At 71.2% G+C, this 24,106-nt stretch carries 21 protein-coding genes and 2 pseudogenes; 14 read left to right on the forward strand and 9 right to left on the reverse strand.

Annotation, left to right across the window (positions count from 1 at the left end):
• The first annotated feature begins 55 nt into the window (after positions 1-55).
• Together OG344_RS14525 and OG344_RS14530 are read left to right on the forward strand one after the other, a co-directional pair.
• Entirely contained in the window at positions 56-1,516 is a 1,461-nt protein-coding gene (locus OG344_RS14525; protein ID WP_405088666.1) for a glutamate--cysteine ligase, read from the forward strand.
• Between the two features lie 387 nt (positions 1,517-1,903).
• Complete coding sequence (locus OG344_RS14530) at positions 1,904-2,764, forward strand: type II CAAX prenyl endopeptidase Rce1 family protein (RefSeq protein ID WP_405088667.1); 861 nt, start codon at positions 1,904-1,906, stop codon at positions 2,762-2,764.
• A 52-nt stretch (positions 2,765-2,816) separates the two neighbouring features.
• Here OG344_RS14530 and OG344_RS14535 read toward each other — a convergent pair whose 3' ends face one another.
• Both OG344_RS14535 and OG344_RS14540 read right to left on the reverse strand, forming a co-directional pair.
• Positions 2,817-3,311 (reverse strand): hypothetical protein, encoded by a 495-nt coding sequence (locus OG344_RS14535; RefSeq protein ID WP_405088668.1) that lies wholly within the window; start codon positions 3,309-3,311, stop codon positions 2,817-2,819.
• 212 nt (positions 3,312-3,523) lie between these two features.
• Positions 3,524-4,258, reverse strand: coding sequence for a PIG-L deacetylase family protein (locus OG344_RS14540; RefSeq protein WP_327043796.1), 735 nt, complete (start codon positions 4,256-4,258; stop codon positions 3,524-3,526).
• A 104-nt stretch (positions 4,259-4,362) separates the two neighbouring features.
• On the opposite strand from OG344_RS14540, the gene pcrA reads away from it, so the two are divergent.
• Positions 4,363-6,621 carry a DNA helicase PcrA gene (gene pcrA, locus OG344_RS14545; RefSeq protein ID WP_405089092.1) on the forward strand — a complete coding sequence of 753 codons (2,259 nt, stop codon included), beginning with the start codon at positions 4,363-4,365 and terminating at the stop codon, positions 6,619-6,621.
• Positions 6,622-6,669: 48 nt separating this feature from the next.
• Here the strand turns inward: pcrA and OG344_RS14550 are convergent, their stop codons facing one another.
• Positions 6,670-7,563 carry a hypothetical protein gene (locus tag OG344_RS14550; protein ID WP_405088669.1) on the reverse strand — a complete coding sequence of 298 codons (894 nt, stop codon included), beginning with the start codon at positions 7,561-7,563 and terminating at the stop codon, positions 6,670-6,672.
• 276 nt (positions 7,564-7,839) lie between these two features.
• Here OG344_RS14550 and OG344_RS14555 point away from each other — a divergent pair, with 276 nt between their 5' ends.
• From OG344_RS14555 to OG344_RS14570, 4 genes are all read left to right on the forward strand, one after another.
• Positions 7,840-8,241, forward strand: a complete 402-nt coding sequence (locus tag OG344_RS14555; protein ID WP_327043798.1) for a cobalamin B12-binding domain-containing protein — start codon at positions 7,840-7,842, stop codon at positions 8,239-8,241.
• Positions 8,242-8,397: 156 nt separating this feature from the next.
• Entirely contained in the window at positions 8,398-9,579 is a 1,182-nt protein-coding gene (sucC, locus tag OG344_RS14560) for an ADP-forming succinate--CoA ligase subunit beta (protein WP_405088670.1), read from the forward strand.
• Complete coding sequence (gene sucD / locus OG344_RS14565) at positions 9,579-10,448, forward strand: succinate--CoA ligase subunit alpha (RefSeq protein WP_327043800.1); 870 nt, start codon at positions 9,579-9,581, stop codon at positions 10,446-10,448. The genes sucC and sucD overlap by 1 nt, the downstream gene beginning before the upstream one ends.
• A 181-nt stretch (positions 10,449-10,629) precedes the next feature.
• Entirely contained in the window at positions 10,630-12,318 is a 1,689-nt protein-coding gene (locus OG344_RS14570; RefSeq protein ID WP_405088671.1) for a DUF6350 family protein, read from the forward strand.
• A 4-nt stretch (positions 12,319-12,322) separates the two neighbouring features.
• Here OG344_RS14570 and OG344_RS14575 read toward each other — a convergent pair whose 3' ends face one another.
• The 3 genes from OG344_RS14575 to OG344_RS14585 all read right to left on the reverse strand — a co-directional run bounded on the left by OG344_RS14575 (position 12,323) and on the right by OG344_RS14585 (position 14,398).
• The gene (locus OG344_RS14575; RefSeq protein WP_327043802.1) at positions 12,323-12,709 is read right to left on the reverse strand and encodes a MerR family transcriptional regulator; all 387 of its coding nucleotides are present in this window, start codon (positions 12,707-12,709) and stop codon (positions 12,323-12,325) included.
• Positions 12,710-12,887: 178 nt separating this feature from the next.
• Positions 12,888-13,904 (reverse strand): MDR family NADP-dependent oxidoreductase, encoded by a 1,017-nt coding sequence (locus OG344_RS14580; protein WP_405088672.1) that lies wholly within the window; start codon positions 13,902-13,904, stop codon positions 12,888-12,890.
• 140 nt (positions 13,905-14,044) lie between these two features.
• Positions 14,045-14,398 carry a hypothetical protein gene (locus tag OG344_RS14585; RefSeq protein ID WP_405088673.1) on the reverse strand — a complete coding sequence of 118 codons (354 nt, stop codon included), beginning with the start codon at positions 14,396-14,398 and terminating at the stop codon, positions 14,045-14,047.
• A 215-nt stretch (positions 14,399-14,613) separates the two neighbouring features.
• On the opposite strand from OG344_RS14585, the gene purN reads away from it, so the two are divergent.
• From purN to OG344_RS14605, 4 genes are all read left to right on the forward strand, one after another.
• Entirely contained in the window at positions 14,614-15,237 is a 624-nt protein-coding gene (gene purN, locus OG344_RS14590) for a phosphoribosylglycinamide formyltransferase (RefSeq protein ID WP_327049512.1), read from the forward strand.
• Positions 15,234-16,775, forward strand: coding sequence for a bifunctional phosphoribosylaminoimidazolecarboxamide formyltransferase/IMP cyclohydrolase (gene purH, locus OG344_RS14595; RefSeq protein WP_405088674.1), 1,542 nt, complete (start codon positions 15,234-15,236; stop codon positions 16,773-16,775). Before purN ends, purH begins: the two co-directional genes overlap by 4 nt.
• Positions 16,776-16,929: 154 nt before the next feature.
• A complete protein-coding gene (locus OG344_RS14600) occupies positions 16,930-17,097 on the forward strand; it encodes a hypothetical protein (protein WP_327043806.1) in 168 nt (55 codons plus the stop codon).
• A 27-nt stretch (positions 17,098-17,124) separates the two neighbouring features.
• A complete protein-coding gene (locus OG344_RS14605) occupies positions 17,125-17,970 on the forward strand; it encodes a bifunctional methylenetetrahydrofolate dehydrogenase/methenyltetrahydrofolate cyclohydrolase (RefSeq protein ID WP_405088675.1) in 846 nt (281 codons plus the stop codon).
• A 3-nt stretch (positions 17,971-17,973) separates the two neighbouring features.
• On the opposite strand, the gene OG344_RS14610 is transcribed toward OG344_RS14605, so the two are convergent.
• Positions 17,974-19,221, reverse strand: a complete 1,248-nt coding sequence (locus OG344_RS14610; RefSeq protein WP_405088676.1) for an alpha/beta hydrolase — start codon at positions 19,219-19,221, stop codon at positions 17,974-17,976.
• Between the two features lie 160 nt (positions 19,222-19,381).
• Between OG344_RS14610 and OG344_RS14615 the strand changes: the two genes are divergently transcribed.
• Positions 19,382-21,196 (forward strand): phosphatidylglycerol lysyltransferase domain-containing protein, encoded by a 1,815-nt coding sequence (locus OG344_RS14615; protein ID WP_405088677.1) that lies wholly within the window; start codon positions 19,382-19,384, stop codon positions 21,194-21,196.
• Positions 21,197-21,238: 42 nt separating this feature from the next.
• Here OG344_RS14615 and OG344_RS14620 read toward each other — a convergent pair whose 3' ends face one another.
• Positions 21,239-21,472 carry a hypothetical protein gene (locus OG344_RS14620; protein WP_405089233.1) on the reverse strand — a complete coding sequence of 78 codons (234 nt, stop codon included), beginning with the start codon at positions 21,470-21,472 and terminating at the stop codon, positions 21,239-21,241.
• Here OG344_RS14620 and OG344_RS14625 point away from each other — a divergent pair.
• Positions 21,393-21,910 (forward strand): annotated as a pseudogene (locus OG344_RS14625) (phosphatidylglycerol lysyltransferase domain-containing protein). The gene OG344_RS14620 and the pseudogene OG344_RS14625 sit on opposite strands and share 80 nt — an antisense overlap.
• A gap of 1,140 nt (positions 21,911-23,050) precedes the next feature.
• Positions 23,051-23,202: pseudogene (locus tag OG344_RS14630) on the forward strand (transposase); the annotation flags it as partial.
• Between the two features lie 242 nt (positions 23,203-23,444).
• Here the strand turns inward: OG344_RS14630 and OG344_RS14635 are convergent.
• Entirely contained in the window at positions 23,445-24,014 is a 570-nt protein-coding gene (locus OG344_RS14635; protein WP_405088678.1) for a DinB family protein, read from the reverse strand.
• Positions 24,015-24,106 lie beyond the last annotated feature (92 nt).

Raw genomic sequence — 24,106 nt, forward strand, 5'->3', positions numbered from 1 at the left:
CCGACTGTCTCGGCCCGTCTGGTGTGATCGCCCCTCGGCGTGCGACGCTTCGGGCATGGGCCGTGACGTACCCTCCGTGTCCTTCACCCGGGAGGACCGCCGTCGCTACCGGGAGAAGGTCAAGCTCTCCCTGGAGGTCCTCGCGGAGATGCTGCGGGGGTCGCGGTTCGAGTTCGAACGGCCGCTGATGGGCCTCGAGATCGAGCTGAACCTGGTCGACGCGCGGGGCGAGCCGGCGATGAAGAACGCCGAGGTCCTGGCCGCCATCGCGGAGCCCGACTGGGCCACCGAGCTGGGCCAGTTCAACGTCGAGATCAACGTGCCGCCGCAGGTGCTGTCCGGTGACGGCAGCCGGCAGCTGGAGGAGTCCGTACGGCGCCGCCTCAACCGCGGGCAGGAACGGGCCGCGCGCGTCGGCGGGCAGCTCATGCTGGTCGGCATCCTGCCCACGCTGCGCGAGTCCGACGTCAGCGAGGGGACGCTCTCGGCCAACCCGCGCTACAAGCTGCTGAACGAGCAGATCTTCGCGGCCCGCGGCGAGGACCTGCACCTCTATATCGAGGGCGTCGACCTGCTCGACACCTACGCCGACAGCATCACCCCCGAGGCGGCGTGCACGAGCGTCCAGCTCCACCTGCAGGTGAGCCCGGAGAAGTTCGCCGACCACTGGAACGCGGCCCAGGTCATCGCGGGCCCGCAGGTGGCGGTCGCGGCCAACTCGCCCTTCCTGTTCGGCAGGGAGCTGTGGCGGGAGACCAGGATCAGCCTGTTCGAGCAGGCCACCGACACCCGTCCCGAGGAGCTGAAGGCGCAGGGCGTGCGGCCCCGGGTGTGGTTCGGGGAGCGGTGGATCACCTCGGTCTTCGACCTGTTCGAGGAGAACGTCCGCTACTTTCCCGCGCTGCTGCCGCTGTGCGAGGAGGAGGACCCGAGGCAGGTCCTGGAGGACGGCGGAGTGCCCGGGCTGCACGAGCTCCGGCTGCACAACGGCACCGTCTATCGCTGGAACCGGCCCGTCTACGACGTGGCCGGCGGCGTCCCGCACCTGCGGGTGGAGAACCGGGTGTTACCGGCCGGGCCGACGGTCGCGGACATCGCCGCCAACGCCGCGTTCTACTACGGGCTCATGCGGGTGCTCCCGTCGGCCGAGCGTCCCGTGTGGTCGCGCATGTCCTTCGCCGCGGCCGAGGACAACCTCCGCAACGCCGCGCGGTACGGCCTGGACGCCCGCCTCTACTGGCCGGGCCTGGGGGAGGTGCCCGCCGCCGAGCTGATCCTGCGGAGGCTGCTGCCCCTCGCCTATCACGGGCTTGACCTGTGGGAGGTCGACCCGGTCCAGCGCGACCGGCTGCTCGGCATCATCGAGCGGCGCTGCGCGACCGGCCGTACGGGCGCGGACTGGCAGGTCAGGACGGCCCGGGCGCTCGGCGGGGACCACGAGGCGCTGCGCCGGATGACCCTGCGCTACCTGGAGCACATGCACACCAACGAGCCCGTGCACCTCTGGAGTTTGTGACCGCTACCGGCGGGTGTTGGTGAAACTTTTCCAGAAATTGGGGTATTAGCGGTGGAATGACCCGTCGAGCGTTCGCCGCGTTCTTCCTCCTGGTGACCCTGGTCGCGTCCTGCGGCACGCTCGCCGGGTCTCCTCCGCCGGACCGCGCGGCGGGGTGACGCGGCGTCCCGGGCCACGCCGTGCGAGGGCGCCGGCGACGACTTCCCCGGCGACGTGAAGCTCGCCCGGTGTCTCACCGAGTGGTTCTGGGCGAACCACTTCGGAACAGGCCCTGCTCTGGACGGCGTTAGGTCACGATGTGGCGCGATGAGGCGGCGGGGCACATGCGAAGGCGGGGCGGGCGGCGTGAGATGGGCGGCATGAGGTGGACGGCGTGAGGCGGACGGCGTGAGGTGGGCGATCGCGACGGGGCTCGGCCTGCTCGCCGCGGCGAACGTGCTCAACAACCGCGTCGCCCGGCGCTGGGCCCCGGTGACGTCCGCCGCCGCGACCGGCGCGCTCCTGCTGATCGCCCGGCGGGAGGGGCTGACCTGGCATGAGCTGGGCTTCCGGAGTGCCCGCGCGGGCGCCGCGACCGGTGGAGCGCTCGCCGCCGCCGTCGCCGCCGGGTACGCCGCCGGGGTGGCGCTGCCTCGCACCCGGCCGCTGTTCCTCGACCAGCGGGCGCTGGCGCTGTCGCGTCGCCGGGTGCTGGAGGAGGCCATGGTTCAGGTGCCTCTCGGGACCGTACTGCTGGAGGAGGTCGGTTTCCGCGGTGTGCTTCCGGCCCTGCTCGGCCGGGTCCTGCCCGCGCGTACGGCGGCCGCCGCCTCGGCCGCGCTGTTCGGGCTCTGGCACGTGCTGCCCGCGCTCGACATGGCCCGCGCCAATCCCGCCCTCGGACGCCTCGCGGCGGGGGAGGACCCCGCTTTCGCCGACGGCGGTCGGGGCGGCGTCGAGGCGGGGCGGCCAGCGTCGGGGGAGGACCCCGCCCTGGGCGCCGCGCGCCCGGACAGTGTGGACGCGCGCCCGGACAGTGTGGAGGTGGGGCGGCTGGTGGCGGGGACGGTGGCGTCCACCGCGCTGGCGGGGCTGGTGTTCCACGGGCTCCGCCACCGCGCCGGTCTGCTCGCCCCGGCGCTGCTGCACGTGGCGACGAACTCCTTCGGCTACGCCGCCGCCCGGGCGGCACGCCGCCTGGACGACCGCCGGGCCGGCCCGACCGGCCGGGATCAGTCGTCGCCGGGATGGGCGAGCCCGGTCCGGTAGGCGTACGCGACCGCCTGGGCGCGGTCGCGGAGACCGGCTGCACGTCCCGACGTTAGCGGGCGGCGTACGCGTCCGGGACGGCGGCGCCGGGGAGGGCGTTCGCGCGCCAGGCGACGACCAGGAACTGGACGCCGAGGGTCACTCCGACGAACAGGAGGATGGAGCCCTGGGACGTGGCGACGCCGAGCAGGGCGGTCAGGGCCATCATGGCGATCCGGGCGGCGACGGAGCCCGCCCACGCGAGCAGCGTCAGGCCCGTGCCCTGGGACCAGGCGACGCCGTGCGGGTCGCGCCACACCCGGGTGGTCGTCGCGCGCAGCGCGCCGAGTCCCGCCGCCACGATCAGGCCCGAGACGAGCAGGGTGACGGCCAGCACCGGGTGGAGGGGGTCCACCAGCGCCGCGCCGTCGGAGGCGAGACCGCCCAGGATCATCGCCACGGAGATGATCAGCCCGGCCCGCCTGGCGGCCGGTCGCGGCGTCGTCTGCCGGTAGATCACAAAGGCGATGGCGGCGAGGGCGACGACGATGATCTGCGCTTTTTCCATGCGTCGACCGTACGGAGAGCGGGCCCGGACGGGATCGGCGCCGGGGTGGAGAAGTGGGTGCAGAACGGGTGGAGAAGGAGGGAGAGGCCGGGATGGAGACCGGCCGGATCTCCACCCCCGGGTGGAGATCCGCCCTCCTCTGCTTGCGCCGACCCGCCTGCGACGACCCGCCTGCGCCGACCGGCTCGTGACGCCTGCGTGTGACGACCCGCTCAGGCGGTGACGACCCGCTGGAACGCCTCGGCGTACGCGCCCTCGGGGAGGCCCGCGGCGGCCGCGTTGGCGGAGAGCCAGCCCTTGATCATGCCGTCGAGGTCGGGGATGTTCGAGGTCTGGCTCTCGTGGGCGCGCAGGGCGGCGATCTTCCGGCCCACGGTGGAGGTCACGTCGACGTAGTGGTTCACGGCCGTCCCGCCGCTCAGCCAGACCTCGCGCACCGTCCAGGCCTCCAGGCCCTCGTCGGTGAGCAGTTCGGGAAAGGCGTACGGATTGCGGGCGTCGGGATAGACGGCGTCGAGGGTGGCGCCGCCGACGGCCCGGTGGTCCGGGTGGCTCGGCCCGAGCCGCTCGTAGTTGCGGTCGGGGGACGAGGTGACGACCAAATCCGGCCGCACCTGGCGGATCACCCGCGCGATGTCGCGGCGCAGGCCGAGCGTCTGCTCGACCATGCCGTCCTGGTATCCCAGGAAGCGCAGGTCGCCGACGCCCACGCACTTGGCCGCCGCCGTCTGCTCGGCCCGGCGCAGCGCCGCCATGCCGCCGTTGTCCACGAGACGGTCGAACCCGCCCGCGTCGCCATCGGTGACCAGGCAGTAGACGACTTCGGCCCCCGCCTCGGTCAGCCTGGCGATCGTTCCCGCCCCGCCGAAGTCGATGTCGTCGGGGTGCGCGACGACGACCAGCACTTTGCGGATATCCGCCTCGTCCAGCACGGGCAACCTCCTCATGGTCCGGCAATTACCTTAAACTGGACTTGCCGGGTGAGTGGGCTCCGGATGTCGGTGGGCGGTCATACCCTAGGGACGTGTCCATCGGAGCCGCCACCCATCCCTTGCTCGACGGCCTCAACCCGCAGCAGCGGGGCGCCGTGACCCACCAGGGCAGCCCCCTGCTGATCGTCGCGGGGGCGGGCTCCGGGAAGACCCGGGTGCTGACCCACCGCATCGCCTACCTGCTGGCGGAACGCGGCGTCCAGCCGGGGGAGATCCTCGCGATCACCTTCACCAACAAGGCCGCCCGCGAGATGAAGGAGCGGGTCGACAAGCTGATCGGCCCGAGGTCCAGGGCCATGTGGGTGATGACGTTCCACAGCGCCTGCGTACGGATCCTGCGGCGCGAGGCCAAGCGGCTGGGCTTCACCTCAAGCTTCTCGATCTACGACCAGGCCGACTCCCAGCGGCTGATGGCGATGGTCTGCCGCGAGCTCGACCTCGATCCCAAGCGCTACCCGCCGCGGTCGTTCTCGGCCCAGGTCAGCAACTTCAAGAACGAGCTGATCGACTACGAGACGGCGGCCGACCGGGCGTCGACCCACCTGGAGCGCACGCTCGCCGAGGCGTACCGCACCTACCAGCGGCGGCTCACCGAGGCCGGCGCGATGGACTTCGACGATCTGATCATGCTGACGGTCACGTTGTTCCAGCTCTTCCCCGAGGTGGCCGAGCACTACCGGCGCAGGTTCCGGCACGTGATGGTCGACGAGTACCAGGACACCAACCACGCGCAGTACACGCTGGTCCGCGAGCTGGTCGGGCGGCCCGAGGTGCGCACCGCCGACGGTGACGTCGTGCGCGAGGGGGTCGAGCCCGCCGAGCTGGTCGTGGTCGGCGACGCCGACCAGTCGATCTACGCCTTCCGCGGCGCGACGATCCGCAACATCCTGGAGTTCGAGCGCGACTACCCGGACGCCCGGACGATCCTGCTGGAGCAGAACTACCGCTCCACGCAGACGATCCTGAACGCCGCCAACTCGGTCATCTCGCGCAACGAGGGCCGCAAGCCGAAGAACCTGTGGTCCGACCAGGGCGCGGGATCGAAGATCATCGGCTACGCGGCCGACAACGAGCACGACGAGGCCATGTTCGTCGCGCAGGAGATCGACCGCCTCTGCGACGACCACGACGTCACGCCGAGTGACGTGGCGATCTTCTACCGCACGAACGCCGCGTCCCGCGTCTTCGAGGAGATCTTCATCCGCACCGGCCTGCCGTACAAGGTCGTGGGCGGGGTGCGGTTCTACGAGCGCAAGGAGGTCAAGGACCTGCTCGCCTACCTGCGGGTCCTGGCCAACCCGAACGACACGGTGTCGCTTCGGCGGGTCCTCAACGTGCCCAAGCGCGGCATCGGCGACCGGGCGGAGGCGATGGTCGAGGCGTTCGCGAACCGGGAGCGCGTCGGCTTCTGGGAGGGGCTGCGCCGGGCCGGCGAGGCGCCGGGGCTGGCCACCCGGTCGCTCAACGCGATCAGGGACTTCGTCGCGATGCTGGAGGAGCTTCGGGCCAAGGAGCTCCCGCTGTCCGACCTCGCGGAGGAGGTGCTCCGCGTCACCGGCTACCGCGCGGAGCTGGAGACCTCGGGCGATCCGCAGGACGAGAGCCGCCTGGAGAACCTCAACGAGCTGATCTCGGTGGCCGCCGAGTTCGAGGAGGCCAACCCGGAGGGCACGCTCGTCGACTTCCTGGAGCAGGTCTCGCTGGTCGCCGACGCCGACCAGATCCCGGGTGGGAACGCGGGGGTCGTTCCCCCGGGCGACCGCGCTCCCGAGACCGGCGAGCACGGCGGGGTGGTCACGCTGATGACCCTGCACACCGCCAAGGGCCTGGAGTTCCCGGTGGTGTTCCTCACGGGCATGGAAGACGGCGTCTTCCCCCACATGCGCTCGCTGAGCGACCCGAAGGAGCTGGAGGAGGAGCGCAGGCTGGCGTACGTCGGCATCACCCGCGCCAAGCAGCGGCTCTACCTGTCCCGCTCGGCGGTGCGGTCCTCGTGGGGGGCGCCGTCGTTCAACCCGGCCTCGCGCTTCCTGTCGGAGGTGCCGGGCGACCTGGTCGAGTGGCGCGGCGATCCCGGCAAGACCGCCTGGTCCGCCGCGACCTCCCGCCCCTCCGCGCGTACGGCGCCGGCGCCGAAGGCGGGCGGCCGCCAGGTGCCGAGCCTGTCGCCCGGCGACCGCGTCACCCACGACAGCTTCGGGCTGGGCACGGTCGTCAGCGTGGACGGCGTCGCCGGGAAGACCCGAGTCAAGATCGACTTCGGTGGGGACGGCGAGAAGACCCTGCTGCTCGCCTACGCGCCCATCGAGAAGCTCTGAGCGGCGGCCGGGCGGGAAGCCCGGCCGCCGCGGACGTCCGGGTGCGGATCAGTCGCCCAGGTCGACGACCTGCGGCAGGTCCGGCACGCTGCCGTCGATGTCAGAGGTGGTGGCGACCTGGTCCTTCGGCGGCGCCTTCACCGTGACCTTCCCGCCCCAGCCGCTGTAGGCGGTCGTGCTGCTCATCTCGATGTCGATGCTCAGCTTCTTGAGCTTCATGGTCGTCGTCATCGAGCTGACCACCTTGCGGACGAGCTGGTCTCCGCCGATCCACAGCTTCCAGCTGATCACGCCCTTCGACATGCTGGAGGGCAGGCCCTTGCGCAGCGACGGCACCGCCGCGGCGAGCTGCTTCACCGTGATCGTGCCACGGTAGAGCGTGGTCCGCGCGCCGTTGACGACACCGCCCGCGCCCTTGGCCTTGGTGGTCGCGAGGACCGCCTGGAGGGCACGCGGGTCGAGCGGGTTGACGAGGCCGCCGTTGCCGGTCAGCGCCGCGTCCGGGTCCTGCCCGGGCAGGCGCAGCCACGACTTGCCGTCGGGGAGCAGGTCCGCGTAGATACCTCCGGAGACGTACGACGTCCGGCCGATGGTGATGGTCCGCATCGGGTCGTTCAGGCCCTTGAGCTCGTCGTCGTCACCCAGCCCGCCACCGTAGTTGTTTTTGGTGGTGAGGTCGGAGGACGCGACCCCGGACCGGCCGAACCCGAAGACGCCCTTCGAGCCGGACTTGACGTCGATGAAGCCGCCGTAGTTCAACCTGGCGGACGAGACGACGCGCACGCCGCGGCCGGGAACGAACTGCTTCTTGAGCGCGGCCACCGGGTTCGCGGGCCGCGCCTGGCTTCCCGCGGTGGTCTGTGCCTGGGCGGGGGCGGCGACGGCGGGCGCGACGAGCGCGGCCGTCGCGGCGCACGCCAGCGCCATTACTGCTCGCTTCACGTGGGGTTCCTCCCGTAAGTGCCCTTGATCATCAAGAGCGGCCCGGGAATCCTCGCCGTTCATGATCACGGAAAAGTCACGGAAATCTAGATTTCCTGTGAAATAGCTGATGAAGGGCGGTATGCGGTTTGATTATCATTTCGCGCGAATAGTTCGCATGCGAAAGGAACACATGGAGAAGAGGCCGGCGGAGGGGTGGGCGCGGGAGTGGGCACGGGGAGGGTTCGCCGCCCCGGCGGTTACGCTTCGGGCAGCGGCACCATCTGGGAGGTCTTCATGGCAGGCAGGATTCGGGTCGTCGTCGCCAAGCCGGGGCTCGACGGGCACGACCGCGGCGTCAAGGTCGTGGCGCGGGCACTGCGGGACGCGGGCATGGAGGTCGTCTACACCGGGCTGCACCAGACGCCGGAGCAGATCGTCCGCACGGCGATCCAGGAGGACGCGGCGGCCATCGGGCTGTCAATTCTGTCGGGCGCCCACATGACGCTGTTCGCCCGGCTCTTCGAGGTGCTGCGCGAGGAGGAGGCCGAGGACATCGTCGTGTTCGGCGGCGGCATCATTCCCGAGGCCGACATCCCCGAACTGGAGCGGATGGGGGTGGCGCGGATCTTCACGCCGGGCTCAACGACGCAGGAGATCGTGGACTGGGTCCGTTCTGCGGTTCCCACCACCGTTTAGGCATTTTGCCCAACCTTGCCGTAATCGAGGGTTGAAGGCAAGGCTCTGGGTGACCCGATGACAAGGCCATGCTCGCGCGGGGACTAGGCTTCTTGCGCGGAATAGCCGGGCGGGACGACGGCGCCCGGCCTCGGACATCAAAAGGGACGGACCCTCGTGGACCTGTTCGAACATCAGGCGAAGGAGCTCTTCGCGGAGTACGGCATCGCGGTGCCGCGCGGAAAAGTGGCGCACACCGCGGATGAGGCGCGGGCGGCTGCCGAGCAGCTCACCGGACGCGTTGTCGTCAAGGCCCAGGTCAAGACCGGCGGGCGCGGCAAGGCCGGCGGCGTGAAGGTGGCCGACGACGCCGCCGACGCGTACGACAAGGCGACGCGGATCCTCGGCATGGACATCAAGGGCCACACGGTCCACAAGGTTCTGATCGAGGAGGCCAGCCAGATCGCGGAGGAGTACTACTTCTCCTTCCTCCTCGACCGTGCCAACCGTACGTTCCTCGCGATCTGCTCCGCCTCCGGCGGCATGGACATCGAAGAGGTCGCGCACACCGCGCCGGAGAAGGTGGCGAAGGTGCCGGTCAGCCCGCTGACGGGCGTCAGCCGCGCCAGGGCCCGCGAGATCGCGGTGGCCGGCGGCCTGCCGCAGCAGGCGCTGGACGGCGCCGCCGAGCTGATCGAGAAGCTCTGGGCCGTCTTCGTGGACGAGGACGCCTCCCTCGTCGAGGTCAACCCCATGATCCTTTCGGCCGACGGCCAGGTGAAGGCGCTCGACGGCAAGGTCACCCTCGACGACAACGCGGACTTCCGCCAGGCGGAGCACGTGACGTACGTCGACAAGGCCGCGGAGGACCCGCTGGAGGCCCGGGCCAAGGAGAAGCACCTCAACTACGTGAAGCTGGACGGCGACGTCGGCATCATCGGCAACGGCGCCGGCCTGGTCATGTCCACGCTGGACGTCGTGGCGTACGCGGGCGAGGAGTTCCCCGGGCGGCCCAAGCCGGCCAACTTCCTCGACATCGGCGGCGGGGCCTCGGCCGAGGTCATGGCGAACGGACTGGAGATCATCCTGTCCGACCCGTCGGTGAAGTCGGTCTTCGTGAACGTCTTCGGCGGCATCACCGCCTGCGACGCGGTCGCCAACGGCATCGTCTCGGCCTTCAAGCTGCTGGAGAGCCGTGGTGAGGAAGTGACCCACCCGCTCGTCGTCCGCCTGGACGGCAACAACGCCGCTCTCGGGCGGCAGATCCTGGCCGACGCCGCGCTCCCGCGCGTCGAGCTGGTCGACACGATGGACGAAGCGGCCAAGCGCGCCGCCGAGCTCGCCGCGGTAGGTGCGTAATGGCTATCTGGCTCACCGAGAACAGCAAGATCATCGTTCAGGGCATGACCGGCGGTGAGGGCACCAAGCACACCCGCCGCATGCTCGCCGCCGGGGTGAACGTCGTGGGCGGCGTCAACGCCCGCAAGGCCGGCGTCACGCACGAGGGCCTGCCGGTCTTTGGCACCGTCACGGAGGCCATGGAGCGGACGGGCGCCGACGTCTCCGTCGTCTTCGTGCCCCCGGCGCACACCAAGGCGGCCGTCCGCGAGGCCATCGACGCCGAGATCCCGCTCTGCGTGGTCATCACCGAGGGCGTGCCGGTCCACGACACGACCGAGTTCTGGGCGTACGCCGTCTCCAAGGGCAACAAGACCCGCATCATCGGGCCGAACTGCCCCGGCATCGCCTCGCCCGGCGCGTCCAACGCCGGGATCATCCCGGCCGACATCACCACCAAGGGCCGCGTGGGCCTGGTGTCGAAGTCGGGCACGCTGACCTACCAGCTCATGTACGAGCTGCGCGACATCGGCTTCTCCACCTGCGTCGGCATCGGCGGCGACCCGGTCATCGGCACGACGCACATCGACGCGCTCCAGGCGTTCCAGGAGGACCCGGAGACCGACGCGATCGTGATGATCGGCGAGATCGGCGGCGACGCCGAGGAGCGGGCCGCGGCCTACATCGACGAGCACGTCACCAAGCCGGTCGTCGCCTACGTCGCCGGGTTCACCGCGCCCGAGGGCAAGACCATGGGCCACGCCGGCGCGATCGTGTCCGGCTCCGCGGGCACCGCCCAGGCCAAGAAGGAAGCCCTGGAGAAGGTCGGCGTCCGCGTCGGCCGTACGCCCAGCGAGACCGCCCGCCTCATGCGCGAGCTCATGTCGTGACGATCGGGCAGTGACCCGGATTCGCCGTTCGTGACCTCGCGCTCCCTGGGCAGCGTGAGGTCACGACGCGTTTGACGGCGGGAGCGCCGACGGCGGTGGCCGCAAGATCATCCCATTTCGGGCGGGGATGAACGGCGTGGCGACGTGGCGTACGGGGGCCGCGCTGGGATTATGAGGTAGCGTGACGGGACTTCTCGATCAATTCAGGACCGGTCCTCGCGCGGTCCTCGGCCGCGTGGGCGCCGGTGACGACGAGGAGAGCCGCCGTCCGCTTCCCGTCTCCGGCATGCTGGCCGCGTTCTGGACACTCGGCGTCGGCATCGCCGTGCTCACCACGCTCACCCTCATCGGCTGGATGGCCGCTCCCCGGGGACCCTTCGGCGAGGGCCTGCCCGGCGTGTTCCGCACCGCCTGCCAGCTCTGGCTGGCCGCCCACCACGCCGGGTTCGCGATCCCCGGCGGCCGGGTGGGCCTGCTGCCCATCGGGCTCATGATCCTGCCCGGCGCGCTGCTCTACCGGGCGGGCCTGTGGATGGCACGCGACGCCGACCTGCGGGTGAGGATGCCGGCCCGGCTGCCGAAGGGCACCCCCCGCGACGTCGAGAACGCCCGCCGCCGCGCCCAGCTCGTGCTCATCGCCCAGGCGGGCATCTCGCTGGCCGCGCCGTACGCGCTGCTCGCCGGGGTGATCGCCCTGGTGTCGCGCAACGAGATCATGCAGCCGTTCCCGGGTGAGGCGCTCGTCAGCCACCTGCTGCTGGCCTTCGTCACGGGGTCGGTGGCCACCGCCCGCACGATCGGGCCGTGGCGGTCGATGCTGCGCCTGCTGCCCGAGCGGCCGCGCTCACTCGTCGCCGGTACGGCCGTCGCGACCGCGCTGCTCCTCACGGCCGGGGCGGTGCTCGTCCTCGTGACCGTGGCGGTCAACTTCACCCGGATCCAGCAGATGTCGGAGATCCTCAGCCCCGGCCTGGTCGGCGGCCTGCTGCTCGTGCTCCTGGAAGTCCTCTACTTCTGCAACGCCGTGATCTGGGGGATGGCGTACATCGCGGGACCCGGCTTCGCGGTGGGCGCGGGAACGCTGGTCGCGCCCACCGGCGTCAAACTGGGCGCGGTCCCCATGCTGCCGCTGCTCGGCGCGCTGCCGCCGCCCGGCACCGCGCCCCCGTGGGTCATGTCGGTGATCGCGGTGCCGTTCGCCGTGGGGGCGGTCGCGGGCGTGGTGACGGCCCGCGTGGCGCCCACCCCCTCGATCGAGGCCGCGCCGCTGTGGGGCTTCGTCTGCGGGATCACCAGCGGGCTCGCGGCGGGGACGCTCGCGGCGCTGTCGGGCGGCCCGCTCGGCGGGGCCGGGCTGGCCGCCGTGGGGCCCTCCCCCTGGGAGGTGGCGCTGTCGGTCGCGCTGGAGGTCGGCGTGGCCGCCGGGATCTCGGCCGGCATCGCCAACTGGTGGCTGATCTCCCGGCGGCCGGCGACCCCGCCGGAGCCGGTCAGGAAGGCCGGCGCAGCCATCGCCAAGGCGGCCGGGAAGGTGCGGCCCGCCCGGGCCGCCCATCTGCCGGGGCACTGGCTGGACGCCACCGAGGCGGAGACCCAGCCGATCCCGGTGATCAGGGACGACTGGACCGACGAGCACGCCGCGGCGGCGGCGGAGACCTTCGACGACATGGGCGCGCGGCGGGCCGGGGCCACGCCCCGGAATCCCGGCGACACGGTTCCTGGCAAGCCGCTTCCCGACACCCCGCGCAAACCGGCCGCGAAGCGTGCCCCGAGCCCCCCGCCGAAGCCGCGCAAGGACATCGTGGACGAGACCGACGACCGCGGCGGCCACGTCATCTACGTCGACCCCTACGCCTGGGACCGCGACTGACGCCTCACCGGCCCGCCGATCGCCCGGCTTCGGGGACGGTCGCGGCAAGGCGGTCCCGCAGGCGGGTGAGGCGGCCGATCTCGTCGTTCAGGGCGGCGACGCGGCGCTGGACGACCCCCGTGCCGCCCGTGCAGCCGGGGGAGCCGTACGGCGGGAGGGTGTCGCCCTCCAGCAGGTCCAGGCGGTCGGCGCAGCCGGCGACGTCCTCGACGGTCAGGCCGAGGGCGAGTAGCTGCCGCACCAGACGGACGCGGGCGATCTCACGCGGGCCGTACTCCCGCTGACCCGACGCGGTGCGCGGCGGGAGGAGCAGCCCGCGCTGCTCGTAGAAGCGGAGGGCGCGCGGAGTGGTCCCCGTCGCCGCCGCGGCGTCGCCGATCCGCATCCCCATCCCGCCTCCACCTTCGCGCCCTGTCGCAGTCGCTTCGACCTGACCGCACCGTTCCCGGTCGTGTCAACTGCGGGCGCGTTGCCCCGGTCGTCGTGATTCGCCTCTACGGTCGCACTTTCACCGTCGCGTTGTCTGGGCCGTCCTGTCGGCTCGTGTCGCCGGGCAGAGGTGTGCGGCGTCACGGCTCCACGACGACCGTGCCGACGTGCCGGCCGTCGAAGAGCTGGCGCAATGCCAGTGGCGCGCGGTCGAGGCCCGGGATCCGCGTGTGCGGAAAGGAGATGGATCCCGAGCGGAGCCAGGCGCCGAACCGCTCTGTCCACTCCTCGGTGGTCGCCGCGTCGACGCCGGTCAGGCCCCGGAGCGTGATGTTCCTCAGGATGAGCCGGAAGGTGTCCAGCTCCACCGGGGCGGTCGCGCCGGTGGACGCCGCCGACAGCTGGGTGGCCAGAGTGCCGACCAGGACGAGGCGGGCGCCGGGCCGGGCCGCGTCGGCCGCCGCGCGGAGCTGTTCGCCGCCGACGTTGTCGACGACCACGTCGACGCCCTCGGGCGCGGCCTCGGCCAGCCGCGCGCCGATCGGGCCGCCGTCGCGGAGCACGACCGCGTCGTAGCCGAGCTCGGCGGTCATGCGCTCGGCCTTCGCGGCCGAGCCGGTGCTGCCGATCACGCGCGCCGCGCCCAGCAGGCGGGCGATCTGGCCCGCGAGTGATCCGACGCCTCCGGCGCCCCCGCTGACGAACACCGTCTCTCCCGGGCGCAGGTCCGCGATCCGCGTCAGGGCCGCGTACGCCGTGGCCCCCGGAGCGAGGTGCGCGGCGGGGTCGGGCAGGGCGCCGTCCAGCGGCTCGGACGCGGGGACCACGGCATACTCGCGCCAGCCCTGGAAGTGCGAGACCAGGTCGCCCGGCCGCAGGCGCACCCCCTCCCCGGCCGTGACGACCTCGCCGACGGCAGGGCCGAACAACGTGTCGCCGGGCCGCAGGGCCGGAAAGGGCGCGCCCGGCACGCCTCCGGCCATCAGCGTGCGCAACGCCGGAAAGACCTGGAACCAGCGGTTGCGCACCAGGACCTCGCCGGCCCCCGGCACGGGCAGCGGGACCTCCACGACGGCCAGGTGCTCGGGGCCGGGCAGACCGGCCGGAACTTCGGCGAGCCGGATCTCCCGTACGGTGCCGGGCGGTGTCTCGGGCATGCGTCTCTCCTCGCGCGACGACGTGAGCGGCCGTGCGGACCCGCCGCACGCCGCCGCGACGGTAAACCCTGACCCGTACGTCAAGGGCAAACCGGAGGAACGCCCGGCCCCCACGCGCCGGTGGGGGGCAGACGGGAGCGTCAGGCGGGGGCGGGGACCCCGGCGGGCCAGGCCATGCCGAGCTTGTCCTCGAAGGCCCGCATGAGCTGGTCGGAGCACTGCTGCTGGGCGGCCACCGTGCCCGCGCCCTTGCGGCACTCGGTGTAGGCGTTGAGCTCCGCCGAGAAGTAGAGCTGGAAGGCCGTCGTGGCGGCGCCCAGGACGAACGCGAGCGTCGACAGCACCACGGCTCCCGTCGCCATGCCGATGCCCTGCCGTGCGCGGTTCAGCAGGCGGAGATCGCGGACGGCCATGACGAACGCGAAGACCGACAGCGCCAGCCCCGCGGGCGGCAGTAGCAGGGTGAAGACCAGGGCCGTGACGGCCAGGGCCAACGCCCTCCGCCCTCCCGTCGTTGGGGCCGAAGTCTCAAGGGATGTTGTCACGGTCTCCTCGCCTCGCGTTCGCATAGCCCGTCGTGATTCCTGATGGCCGGCGCCCGATACGCTTTAGCTGCGTCGAGGGTCCACCCTCCACGCGCGACCATCTCCAAGGAACCATCTCCCGGTATCACCTGCAAAACGAAGCCAGCTCACGAAGGAGTTCCGCCCTGTCCTGCCGGCTTTTGGTCCTCGTCTCGGGATCGGGGACCAACCTGCAAGCGCTGCTCGACGCCGCCTCCGACGACGCGTACGGCGCGACGGTGGTGGCCGTCGGAGCCGACCGCGACGACATCGAGGGCCTGGCGCGGGCCGAGCGCGCGGGCGTCCCGACGTTCGTCGAGAGGGTGGGTGACCACCCCGACCGGGACGAATGGGACGAGAGGCTGGCGGAGCGCATCGCCGGGCACCGGCCCGACCTCGTGGTCTCCGCCGGGTTCATGAAGATCCTCGGCTCTCGCGTGCTGGCCGCGTTCCCGGTCGTCAACACCCATCCGGCGCTGCTGCCCGCCTTCCCGGGCGCGCACGCGGTGCGTGACGCGCTCGCGTACGGCGTCCGCGTCACCGGCTGCACCGTGCACCTGGTCGACGCGGGGGTGGACACCGGCCCGGTGATCGCCCAGGAGGCGGTGCCGGTGCTGGAGGGCGACGACGAGAAGTCGCTGCACGAGCGGATCAAGACCGTCGAGCGCGGGCTTCTGGTCGAGATGGTCGGCCGGATGGCCCGCGAGGGCTGGACCACGACCGGGCGCACCGTACGCCTGGGCACGACATCAGGAAGGACCACGAAGTGACCCGCATCGCCATCCGCCGTGCGCTCATCACCGTTTACGACAAGACGGGTCTGGAAGACCTGGCGCGGGGGCTCGAGGCCGCGGGCGTGGAGATCGTGTCGACCGGCGGCACCGCCGCCGCGATCGCCTCCTACGGCGTGCCGGTCACCAGGGTGGAGTCGCTCACCGGCTTCCCCGAGTGCCTGGACGGCCGGGTCAAGACCCTCCACCCGCGGGTGCACGCCGGGCTGCTCGCCGACAGCGGCAACCCCTCGCACGTGAAGCAGCTGGAGGAGCTGGAGATCGAGCAGTTCCAGCTCGCGGTGGTGAACCTCTATCCGTTCGCCGCCACGGTCGCCTCCGGCGCCTCGGACGCCGAGTGCGTCGAGCAGATCGACATCGGCGGCCCCGCGATGATCCGGGCCGCCGCCAAGAACCACGGCACGGTGGCCGTGGTCGTCGACCCCAGGGCGTACGGCGACGTGCTGGCCGCGGCCGCGGAGGGCGGCTTCACGCTGACCGAGCGCAGGAGGCTCGCCGCCGCGGCCTACGCGCACACCGCCGCGTACGACGTCGCGGTCGCCTCGTGGTTCGGCAACGTGTACGCCACCGAGGGCGAGTGGCCGTCGTTCATGGGCGCGGCGTGGAAGCGCAAGGCGGCTCTGCGGTACGGCGAGAACCCGCACCAGGGAGCGGCGCTCTACACCGGCGGCACGGACGGCCTGGCCAACGCCGAGCAGCTCCACGGCAAGGAGATGTCCTACAACAACTACGTTGACGCCGACGCCGCCTGGCGGGCCGCCTGGGACTTCGCCGAGCCCTGCGTCGCCATCATCAAGCACGCCAACCCCTGCGGCATCGCCGTGGGCGCCGACGTGGCCGAGGCGCACCGCAAGGCGCACGAGTGCGACCCGGTCTCGGCGTACGGCGGGGTGATCGCGGTGAACCGCGAGGTGACCCGCGAGCTGGCCGAGCAGATCGCGCCGATCTTCACGGAGGTCGTGGTGGCGCCGTCGTTCGCGGCGGACGCGCTGGAGGTCCTGCGGGAGAAGAAGAACATCCGGTTGCTCGCGTGCCCGTCCGGGCCGCGGAACGCCGCGGAGTTCCGCCGCGTCGACGGCGGCCTCCTCGTGCAGACGGTCGACCGGGTGGACGCCCCCGGCGACGACCCGTCCGGCTGGGAGCTCAGGGCCGGCGAGCCGGCCTCGCCCGAGGTGCTGGCCGACCTCGCCTTCGCCTGGCGGGCCTGCCGTTCGGTGAAGTCCAACGCGATCCTCCTCGCGTCCGGCGGCGCGACCGTCGGTGTCGGGATGGGCCAGGTCAACCGGGTCGACTCGGCCCGGCTGGCGGTCTCGCGGGCCGGTGAGCGCGCGGCCGGATCGGTCGGCGCGTCCGACGCGTACTTCCCCTTCCCCGACGGTCTGCAGGTGCTGACCGAGGCAGGGGTGAAGGCGATCGTGGAGCCGGGCGGCTCGATCCGGGACGAACAGGTCATCGAGGCCGCCAAGGACGCGGGCATCACGCTCTACTTCACCGGCACCCGGCACTTCTTCCACTGACCAGAGCCCTGATCGCACTGATCAGAGCACGGTCAGTGGGGGAGTGACGCGATCGGAGGGGCACACGGCGGACAGAAGGGGCGGAAACGGCACGATCACCCCTGTGGTGCGGTTAGCCTGAAACGCCCCACTCGTCCTCCACCGGAGTCCCTTCATGCCCGTTGACATGTTCACGACCTCTTTCGCCCTGATGAACGGCGTGTGGAACAGCCCCATCGCGCTGCTACCCATCGCGGTCCTGGCCGCGTACCTCGGGTGGAAGATCGTGGAGTTCATCCCTCTCACCCGCCGGATCATCGAGCGCCGCGAGGGGACACGATAAGACCACCTGGAAGGACTGGGGAGTGCGATGACCGCGCGGCTTCTGGACGGCAAGGCGACCGCCGCCACGATCAAGGGCGAGCTGGCGGAGCGGGTGAAGACCCTGGCGAACCGGGGCATCACCCCCGGTCTGGGCACCATCCTGGTCGGCGACGACCCGGGCAGCCAGATCTACGTCGCGGGCAAGCACCGCGACTGCGCGGAGGTCGGCATCACCTCCATCCGGAAGGACCTTCCGGACACCGCCACCCAGGCCGACGTGGAGGCCGCGGTCGACGAGCTGAACGCCGACCCGGCCTGCACGGGCTACATCGTCCAGCTTCCGCTGCCACGGCACCTGGACACCCAGGCGCTCATCGAGCGGATGGACCCGGCCAAGGACGCGGACGGCCTCCACCCGGTCAACCTGGGCAGGCTCGTCCACATGGTCGACGCCCCGCTGCCGTGCACCCCGCGCGGCATCGTGGTGCTGCTCCAGCGGTACGGCGTGCCGATCAAGGGCGCCGAGGTCGTGGTCGTCGGCCGGGGCATCACCGTGGGCCGGCCGCTGGGCCTGCTGCTCACCCGGCGCGCGGAGAACGCCACCGTGACGCTCTGCCACACCGGCACCCAGGACCTGGCGTCCCACGTGCGCCGGGCGGACATCGTCGTCGCCGCGGCCGGAGTGCCCCACCTCGTGACCGCGGAGATGGTCAAGCCGGGCGCGGCCGTGCTCGACGTGGGCGTGTCCCGGGTCGACGGGAAGATCGCCGGAGACGTGGCCCCCGACGTCCGCGAGGTCGCGGGTTTCGTCGCCCCCAACCCCGGCGGGGTGGGGCCGATGACCCGGGCCATGCTGCTGGCCAACGTCGTCGAGGCCGCCGAGCGGGGCTGACCCCTACCGGACCCGCCCGGCTGCCTCCACGGGACGGTGACCGGGTCGAGGCCGCCGAGTGGGGTGCCGGGACGGCTTCCGGCTCACGGGCCGGGACTGCTGCGCGCCCGTGACCCGGGATGAGGCCTGCGCCGGTGCGTGCAGTTGCTGCGCGAGCCAGGGCAGTGCCTGGGGAAGCTCCCGGTTCCAGGTGGCGAAGTTGTGGCCCCCGCTCGGCAGGATCAGCGAGGACGCACGCATGGGCGCCTTCACCGCCGCAAGGAACTTCTCCGTCGCCTGATAGTTCGACTCGCCCTGGCGGCTGCTCGTCACGAGGACCGACACCGGCGGGGCCGGCAGGTTGGCCAGCCGCCACATCAGGTCGTTCTCGTCCTGGAGTCGCCGGTTCCCGCCGAACAGGTCGCCCGTCGTCATGTCGACCAGGCCGTGGAAATAGCCGGACAGAGACACAGCGGCCGAGAACGCCTCGGGGTGGCGCATGGTCAGCTTGAGCGCGCAGTAGCCCCCGGTGGACCCGCCGAGGACGCCCCAGTTGGCGGCGCCGCCGCCGACCCGGTAGGCCGCGGCCATCGCCCGCGGCACGTCCGATGTGAAGTACGTCTCGACCTGCGGCCCACCCGGCACGTCCATGCACTCGGTGTCGCGGGGCGGCACGACCGTCGGGCGCATGAGCACCAGGACGGTCGCGCCGATCTCGTGGGTGAGGATCGAGGTCGCCGTGAGCGTGGGCAGGTTGAGCCGGGTGACCAGGTTCTCCGCGTCGCCCGGATAGCCGGTCAGCCCGAGGATCACCGGAAAGCGCCGGTCGGCGTACTTCTTCTCGAAATACTGCGGCGGCAGGTACACGTACGCGGATGAGCTCAGCCCCGTCCGGCCCCCGGAGATCGTGACCTGCTCCAGGCGTCCCGCCGGGAGGCCGACCTTCGGCTTGGTGACCTCGACCGGCCTGCTGCCGAGCACCCGGACGAGACCCGCCTCGCCGGCGCCCGTTCCCGCCGCGATCGCCGGCGCGTCGGCCGCGTTCGTGCCCAGCAGGTCGCCCCACGAGCCGAAGAACCCGAAGTACGCGTTGATCGCGACGGCGACCGCGAGCAGCAACAGGGCCTGGCCCGCGACCAGCACGCCCGCCCGTGCGGCGATCGAACGCCAGGACGGCCCGCTCAGCCGGGGCCACAGCCAGACGGTCGTGACCAGTCCGCCGAGGGCGAGCGCGACGAACAGGATCTGCACTTTTGTCGCTGTCAGTTCCAACTCGGCCTCTTCCTGACGCCCCCCGGCGGCGTCGGCCCATGTAAAGGTACTCGACAGGCGTAAGGTCGGGGTTAAGGATGGGTATCTTGGCCCCGAAAGTGGATTTCACCATTTAAGGTCTGCTTCCGTGAGCAGTCGGACAGGCACCTTCCGAAGGGGGATGGCGCGTCCATGGATACCGGCAGCGGCAGCGTACGCCGCCCTGCTGATCGGGATTCTGGACATCGTCAAGGGCGTGTTCCCGCGCGTCCGGGAAAGCCGGATCAGCGAGATCGCGAGCGTCCTGCCAGGTAGCGTCACCTCGCTCGCCCTGTCGGCGTCGCTGGTGGTGGGAATCCTGCTGATCATGCTGGCCCACGCTCTCCGGAGGCGCAAGGTCCGGGCATGGCGTGCGGTTGTGGTGCTGCTGCCGGTGGGCACCGCGCTGGAGGGACTGCGCTGGCGGCACCCGATCGCCGCGTCGGTGTCGCTGCTCCTGTTCGTGGTGCTGCTGGTCAACAGGCGGGAGTTCTACGCCCTGTCCGACCCGCGCTCGCGCTGGCGCGCGCTGTGGAACCTGCTGGCGCTCGGCGCGTTCGACGTGATGCTCGGCTGGGTCATCGTCGACTCGCACCCCAGGACCGTCGTCGGCGACCCGGGCTTCGGCCACCGGATGCAGCACGTCCTGCTCGGCCTGGTCGGCCTGGACGGCCCGGTGGCGTACGCCTCCGACCGGGTCGCCGACCTGGTGTCCTTCTCGCTCGCCGGGCTCGGCGTGCTCACCGCCGTGACCACGATCTACCTCGCCCTGCGGCCGGAACGGCCGGCCGCCGCGCTCACCGAGCACGACGAGGAGCGCCTGCGCGGGTTGCTCGACCGGTACGGCCGGCAGGACTCCCTCGGATACTTCGCGCTCCGGCGCGACAAGAGCGTGATCTTCTCACCCAGCGGCAAGGCCGCCGTAGCCTACCGCGTCGTCGCCGGGGTGATGCTGGCCAGCGGCGACCCGATCGGCGACCCGGAGGCATGGCCCGGCGCGATCAGGCGGTTCCTGGAGGAGGCCGGGCGGCACGCGTGGGTCCCGGCCGTCATCGGGTGCAGCGAGACCGGCGGCGAGGTGTGGACCAGGGAGGGCGACCTGGACGCTCTGGAGATCGGCGACGAGGCCGTCGTGGAGGTGGCCGGTTTCACGCTGGAAGGCCGGACCATGCGCAACGTGCGCCAGATGGTCAAGCGGGTGGAGCGGCTCGGCTACACCTGCCAGGTGCGGCGGGCCGGCGACCTGAGCGAGGCGGAGCGCGAGCGCATCCGCACCGCGGCCGACCACTGGCGCGGCACCGAGACCGAGCGCGGCTTCTCCATGGCGCTCGGCCGGTTCGGCGACCCCGCCGACGCCGACTGCCTCGTGGTGACGGCGCACCGGGCGGCGACACCGGAGGGCGATGACCAGTCGGCCGGGGACATCCGGGCCGTCCTGCACTTCGTGCCCTGGGGGCGCGACGGCATCTCGCTCGACCTCATGCGGCGCGACCGCGAGGCCGATCCCGGGCTCAACGAACTGCTGATCGTCCGAGCCCTGCAGGCAGCGCCGGACTTCGGGGTGACCAGGGTGTCGCTGAACTTCGCGATGTTCCGCTCCGCGCTGGCGCGGGGGGAGCGACTCGGGGCGGGACCGGTGTTGCGCGCCTGGCGTGCCGTTCTCGTCTTCCTGTCCCGCTGGTTCCAGATCGAGTCGTTGTATCGCTTCAACGCCAAGTTCCGGCCGATGTGGGAGCCGAGATTCCTGGTCTACTCGAACACTCGCGACCTGCCGCGCATCGGCGTCTCCGCATTGCAGGCGGAGGCGTTTCTCACGCTGCCGAGCCTCGGCTGGGGGAGTGGGCTGCTCCAACGGTGGCGCCGCCCGCAGGCTTCCGTCCCCCGGCCCTCCCCCGGTGCGGTCATCGGTGAGAACACTGGGTCGGGCGGCGGACCGGAGAGCCGTAGAACGGCCTGACCCCGCTTCCGCCGGCACCCACCCGGTCCACAGGCGCCGGGCCTACCAACAGACGCCGGGGAGATCGCAGAGCTTGGCGGCCATCGTCCGGGCGTCCTTGATCAGTGGACGGAACTGGGAGACCGGAAGGCTCTTGGACACCCGGCCGGTCCCGACGTAGACCGGCCACCGCCCCGCCGACGCCGGCTGCGTGGTGGTGACGGCCCACGGCCCGGCGCAGGCGTCACCCCCCGCCGCCGGGGTTAGGTCCGGGAGTGGGGAGGAGACGGGGGACATCCGGGCCGTCCTGCACTTCGTCCCGTGGGGGCGCGACGGGCTGTCGCTCGATCTCATGCGCCGCGACCGCCGGGCCGATCCCAGTCTGAACGAGTTCCTGATCGTGAAGCCTCTGGAGGCCGCGCCGGACCTCGGGGTGACACGGGTGTCCCTGAACTTCGCGGGGTTCCGGGCCGCGCTGGCCGGGGGGAGCGTCTGGGCGCGGGACCGGTGTCGCGGGCCTGGCGCGGTGTTCTTGTCTTCCTGTCCCGCTGGGTCCAGATCGACTCGCTGTACCGGTTCAACGCGAAGTTCCGGCCGGCGTGGGAGCCGCGGTTCCTGGTCTTTTTCGTGTCGCGCGACCTGCCGCGCATCGGCGTCGCGGCGCTGCGGGCCGAGGCGTTCCTGACCCCGCCACGGGTTCGCTTCGGGAGCATCCCGCTGCCAAGCCGGCGCTGACGTCGCCGGCTGGGGTGCCTCAGTGCTTGGCCGCCAGGTCGCGTGCCTTCCGTCGCAGCCGCACGGCCTCCTGCCGGAGGAATCTCCCCTTCCGCGCGGCCTCACCGCTCATGATCAGCCGAAGTTCTCCTTGGCGTAGTCGGTACGCCTGGCCTCGCACCTGGAAATCGCGGACCGCACGCGACAGTCCTCGTAGGCCGCTGTAGCTGCTATGCAGACATCGGCTTTTGCGGTGACCCCCCAGCTGTTCCGGCAGATCTCATACTCGGCGTTGCCTTCGATGCAAATGTGGCGAGGTATCGCATTATCGCCTGACCGGCGACTTCGACATGCTTCATAGATGGGGCCGGTATCACCACAGAGATCGCCACTTCCTCGCAAGATGCACACTCTGTATGCTGTCGCCGCCTCACAGTCAGGCTTCGGCCGGTCGGCGAGCAGGCAGTTGACATAACTATCGGAGACATCCCCCGCGGCCTTGGCGCAGGTGTTTTCACCGAGTACTACGGAGTCGGCACGCCGGCAATCCGAGATAAAAAATCTCCGATCGCCGTCCACCCTTGGGTTGAAGCTGGTCTATTTTCCCAGGGCCGTGCTGCCGACATCGCGGGGAGAGCCGGTGTCCCCCGTCCTTCCCGGCGTAACCGGGCCATGAGCGCCGCCACGGGATCTCGAGGCGGAGTCGATCCCATCAGGCGAGCATGCGCCGACGAGGGTGACCAGCATGAGGCTGACACATTGGAGCACTCGGGACCCTCGACGACTTCGCGTAGCTCTCAAGGGTTCGTTCGCCTCCTCTCGGCTCGGACGCGATCCACGCCGCCCTCGCAGGACGGCCATGGCTACCCACGCCCGTCATTGGCTGCCCCCGCCGGTTCATGAATGGAAATGTGTGAGTGGTTACTCATGATTTTCTTTCGAAGAGTGCAAGGACAAGTGAGAGAAGTACCAAAGCAGTTCCACCGACCAGCACCGGAACGGCATAGGGGGCAGCTTCCGGAAGAGTCCTTGTCGTCCTTATAGCGGATGAGAAGCAGAGTAGGACTCCAGCTACCCCAATTGACCTGCGAACCCATCTCATACTATCGAACCCTTCGCTCTCGAAATGGGAACCCCTCGCGGGGTTGCCTATTTGCGGCCCAGGGGCGAGCGGAGGAACCAACGGCGGGTACATCGACTCCCAGAGTGTCAAGGGCGCCGAAACCGTCGGCCGCGAGTCCCGCGGCTACGACGCGGGGAAGAAGATCAACGGGTATAAGCCGTTCATCGTCACCGACACCCTCGGATTGCTGCGCAACTCGTCAGCAGCGCATCACCCTCGCTCATCCAGAGGAGTAACCCTTCTCAAACACGCTCTTTAGCTGCAGAGGTCCGAGTTCCGTGTGCAACCTGGGGCAGATGGTCCGCCGGAAGTTCCGGCCGGCGCGGGAGCCGCGGTTCCTGGTCTTTTTCGTGTCGCGCGACCCGCCGCGCATCGGCGTCGCGGCGCTGCGGGCCGAGGCGTTCCTGACCCCGCCACGCCTCCGCGGGGGTGTCAGCCCATGCTCTTGGCGCCGTCGAGGGATTCGCGGATGATGTCGGCGTGGCCCGCGTGCTGGGCGGTCTCGGCCATGATGTGCATCAGCACCCGGCGGGCCGACCACCGGGCGCCGGGCTCGAACCACGGGGCCTTCGGCAGCGGCTGGGTGGCGTCCAGGTCGGGCAGGGTGGCGACCAGCTCGTCGGTCCGGCGGGCGGCCTCGGCGTAGTCGGCGAGCACCCCGGCCAGCGTCTCGCCGGGCAGCAGCCGGAACCCGTCGGCCCTCCGGGCCCAGTCGGCCTCGGTCATGGTGGCGAAGTCACCCATGACCGACGGGCCCTTCTGGATGAAGGCCGTCCACATCCGTTCGACCGCGGCGACGTGCTTGATCAGCCCGCCCAGGCACAGCTCGCCGGCGGTGGTCCGCCGCCCGGCCTGCTCGTCGGTCAGGTCGCGGGTGGTGAAGCGCAGGAAGTGCCGACTCTTGGCCAGCGCCGCCAGCAGGTCGGCGCGCTCGCCGGTGGCGACGGGCGCGTCGGTGAGGTCAGGGGTGGTCGGCTCGCCGGGGTCCGTGGTCTCGCTCATGGTCTCCGCCTTCACTGTCATGTCTCGCTGGTCACGAACCACGCTAGGCCGCACAGCGGTCACTTTCTGACCTTAATTCCAGGAGAATCGCG

Origin of the sequence: Microbispora sp. NBC_01389, assembly GCF_045040095.1 — a bacterium.
In the GTDB taxonomy this organism is placed as follows: Bacteria; Actinomycetota; Actinomycetes; order Streptosporangiales; family Streptosporangiaceae; genus Microbispora.

What these genes read in the sequence shown, in the direction of transcription:
- OG344_RS14540 (WP_327043796.1), bottom strand. Translation starts at nt 4,258, where the DNA reads ATGAGGAGGTTGCCCGTGCTGGACGAGGCGGATATCCGCAAAGTGCTG.
- OG344_RS14600 (WP_327043806.1), top strand. Translation starts at nt 16,930, where the DNA reads ATGCCCGTTGACATGTTCACGACCTCTTTCGCCCTGATGAACGGCGTG.
- OG344_RS14620 (WP_405089233.1), bottom strand. Translation starts at nt 21,472, where the DNA reads ATGTCCCCCGTCTCCTCCCCACTCCCGGACCTAACCCCGGCGGCGGGG.
- OG344_RS14615 (WP_405088677.1), top strand. Translation starts at nt 19,382, where the DNA reads ATGGCGCGTCCATGGATACCGGCAGCGGCAGCGTACGCCGCCCTGCTG.
- OG344_RS14605 (WP_405088675.1), top strand. Translation starts at nt 17,125, where the DNA reads ATGACCGCGCGGCTTCTGGACGGCAAGGCGACCGCCGCCACGATCAAG.
- OG344_RS14575 (WP_327043802.1), bottom strand. Translation starts at nt 12,709, where the DNA reads ATGGGGATGCGGATCGGCGACGCCGCGGCGGCGACGGGGACCACTCCG.
- OG344_RS14580 (WP_405088672.1), bottom strand. Translation starts at nt 13,904, where the DNA reads ATGCCCGAGACACCGCCCGGCACCGTACGGGAGATCCGGCTCGCCGAA.
- OG344_RS14525 (WP_405088666.1), top strand. Translation starts at nt 56, where the DNA reads ATGGGCCGTGACGTACCCTCCGTGTCCTTCACCCGGGAGGACCGCCGT.
- OG344_RS14535 (WP_405088668.1), bottom strand. Translation starts at nt 3,311, where the DNA reads ATGGAAAAAGCGCAGATCATCGTCGTCGCCCTCGCCGCCATCGCCTTT.
- sucD (WP_327043800.1), top strand. Translation starts at nt 9,579, where the DNA reads ATGGCTATCTGGCTCACCGAGAACAGCAAGATCATCGTTCAGGGCATG.
- OG344_RS14555 (WP_327043798.1), top strand. Translation starts at nt 7,840, where the DNA reads ATGGCAGGCAGGATTCGGGTCGTCGTCGCCAAGCCGGGGCTCGACGGG.
- OG344_RS14635 (WP_405088678.1), bottom strand. Translation starts at nt 24,014, where the DNA reads ATGAGCGAGACCACGGACCCCGGCGAGCCGACCACCCCTGACCTCACC.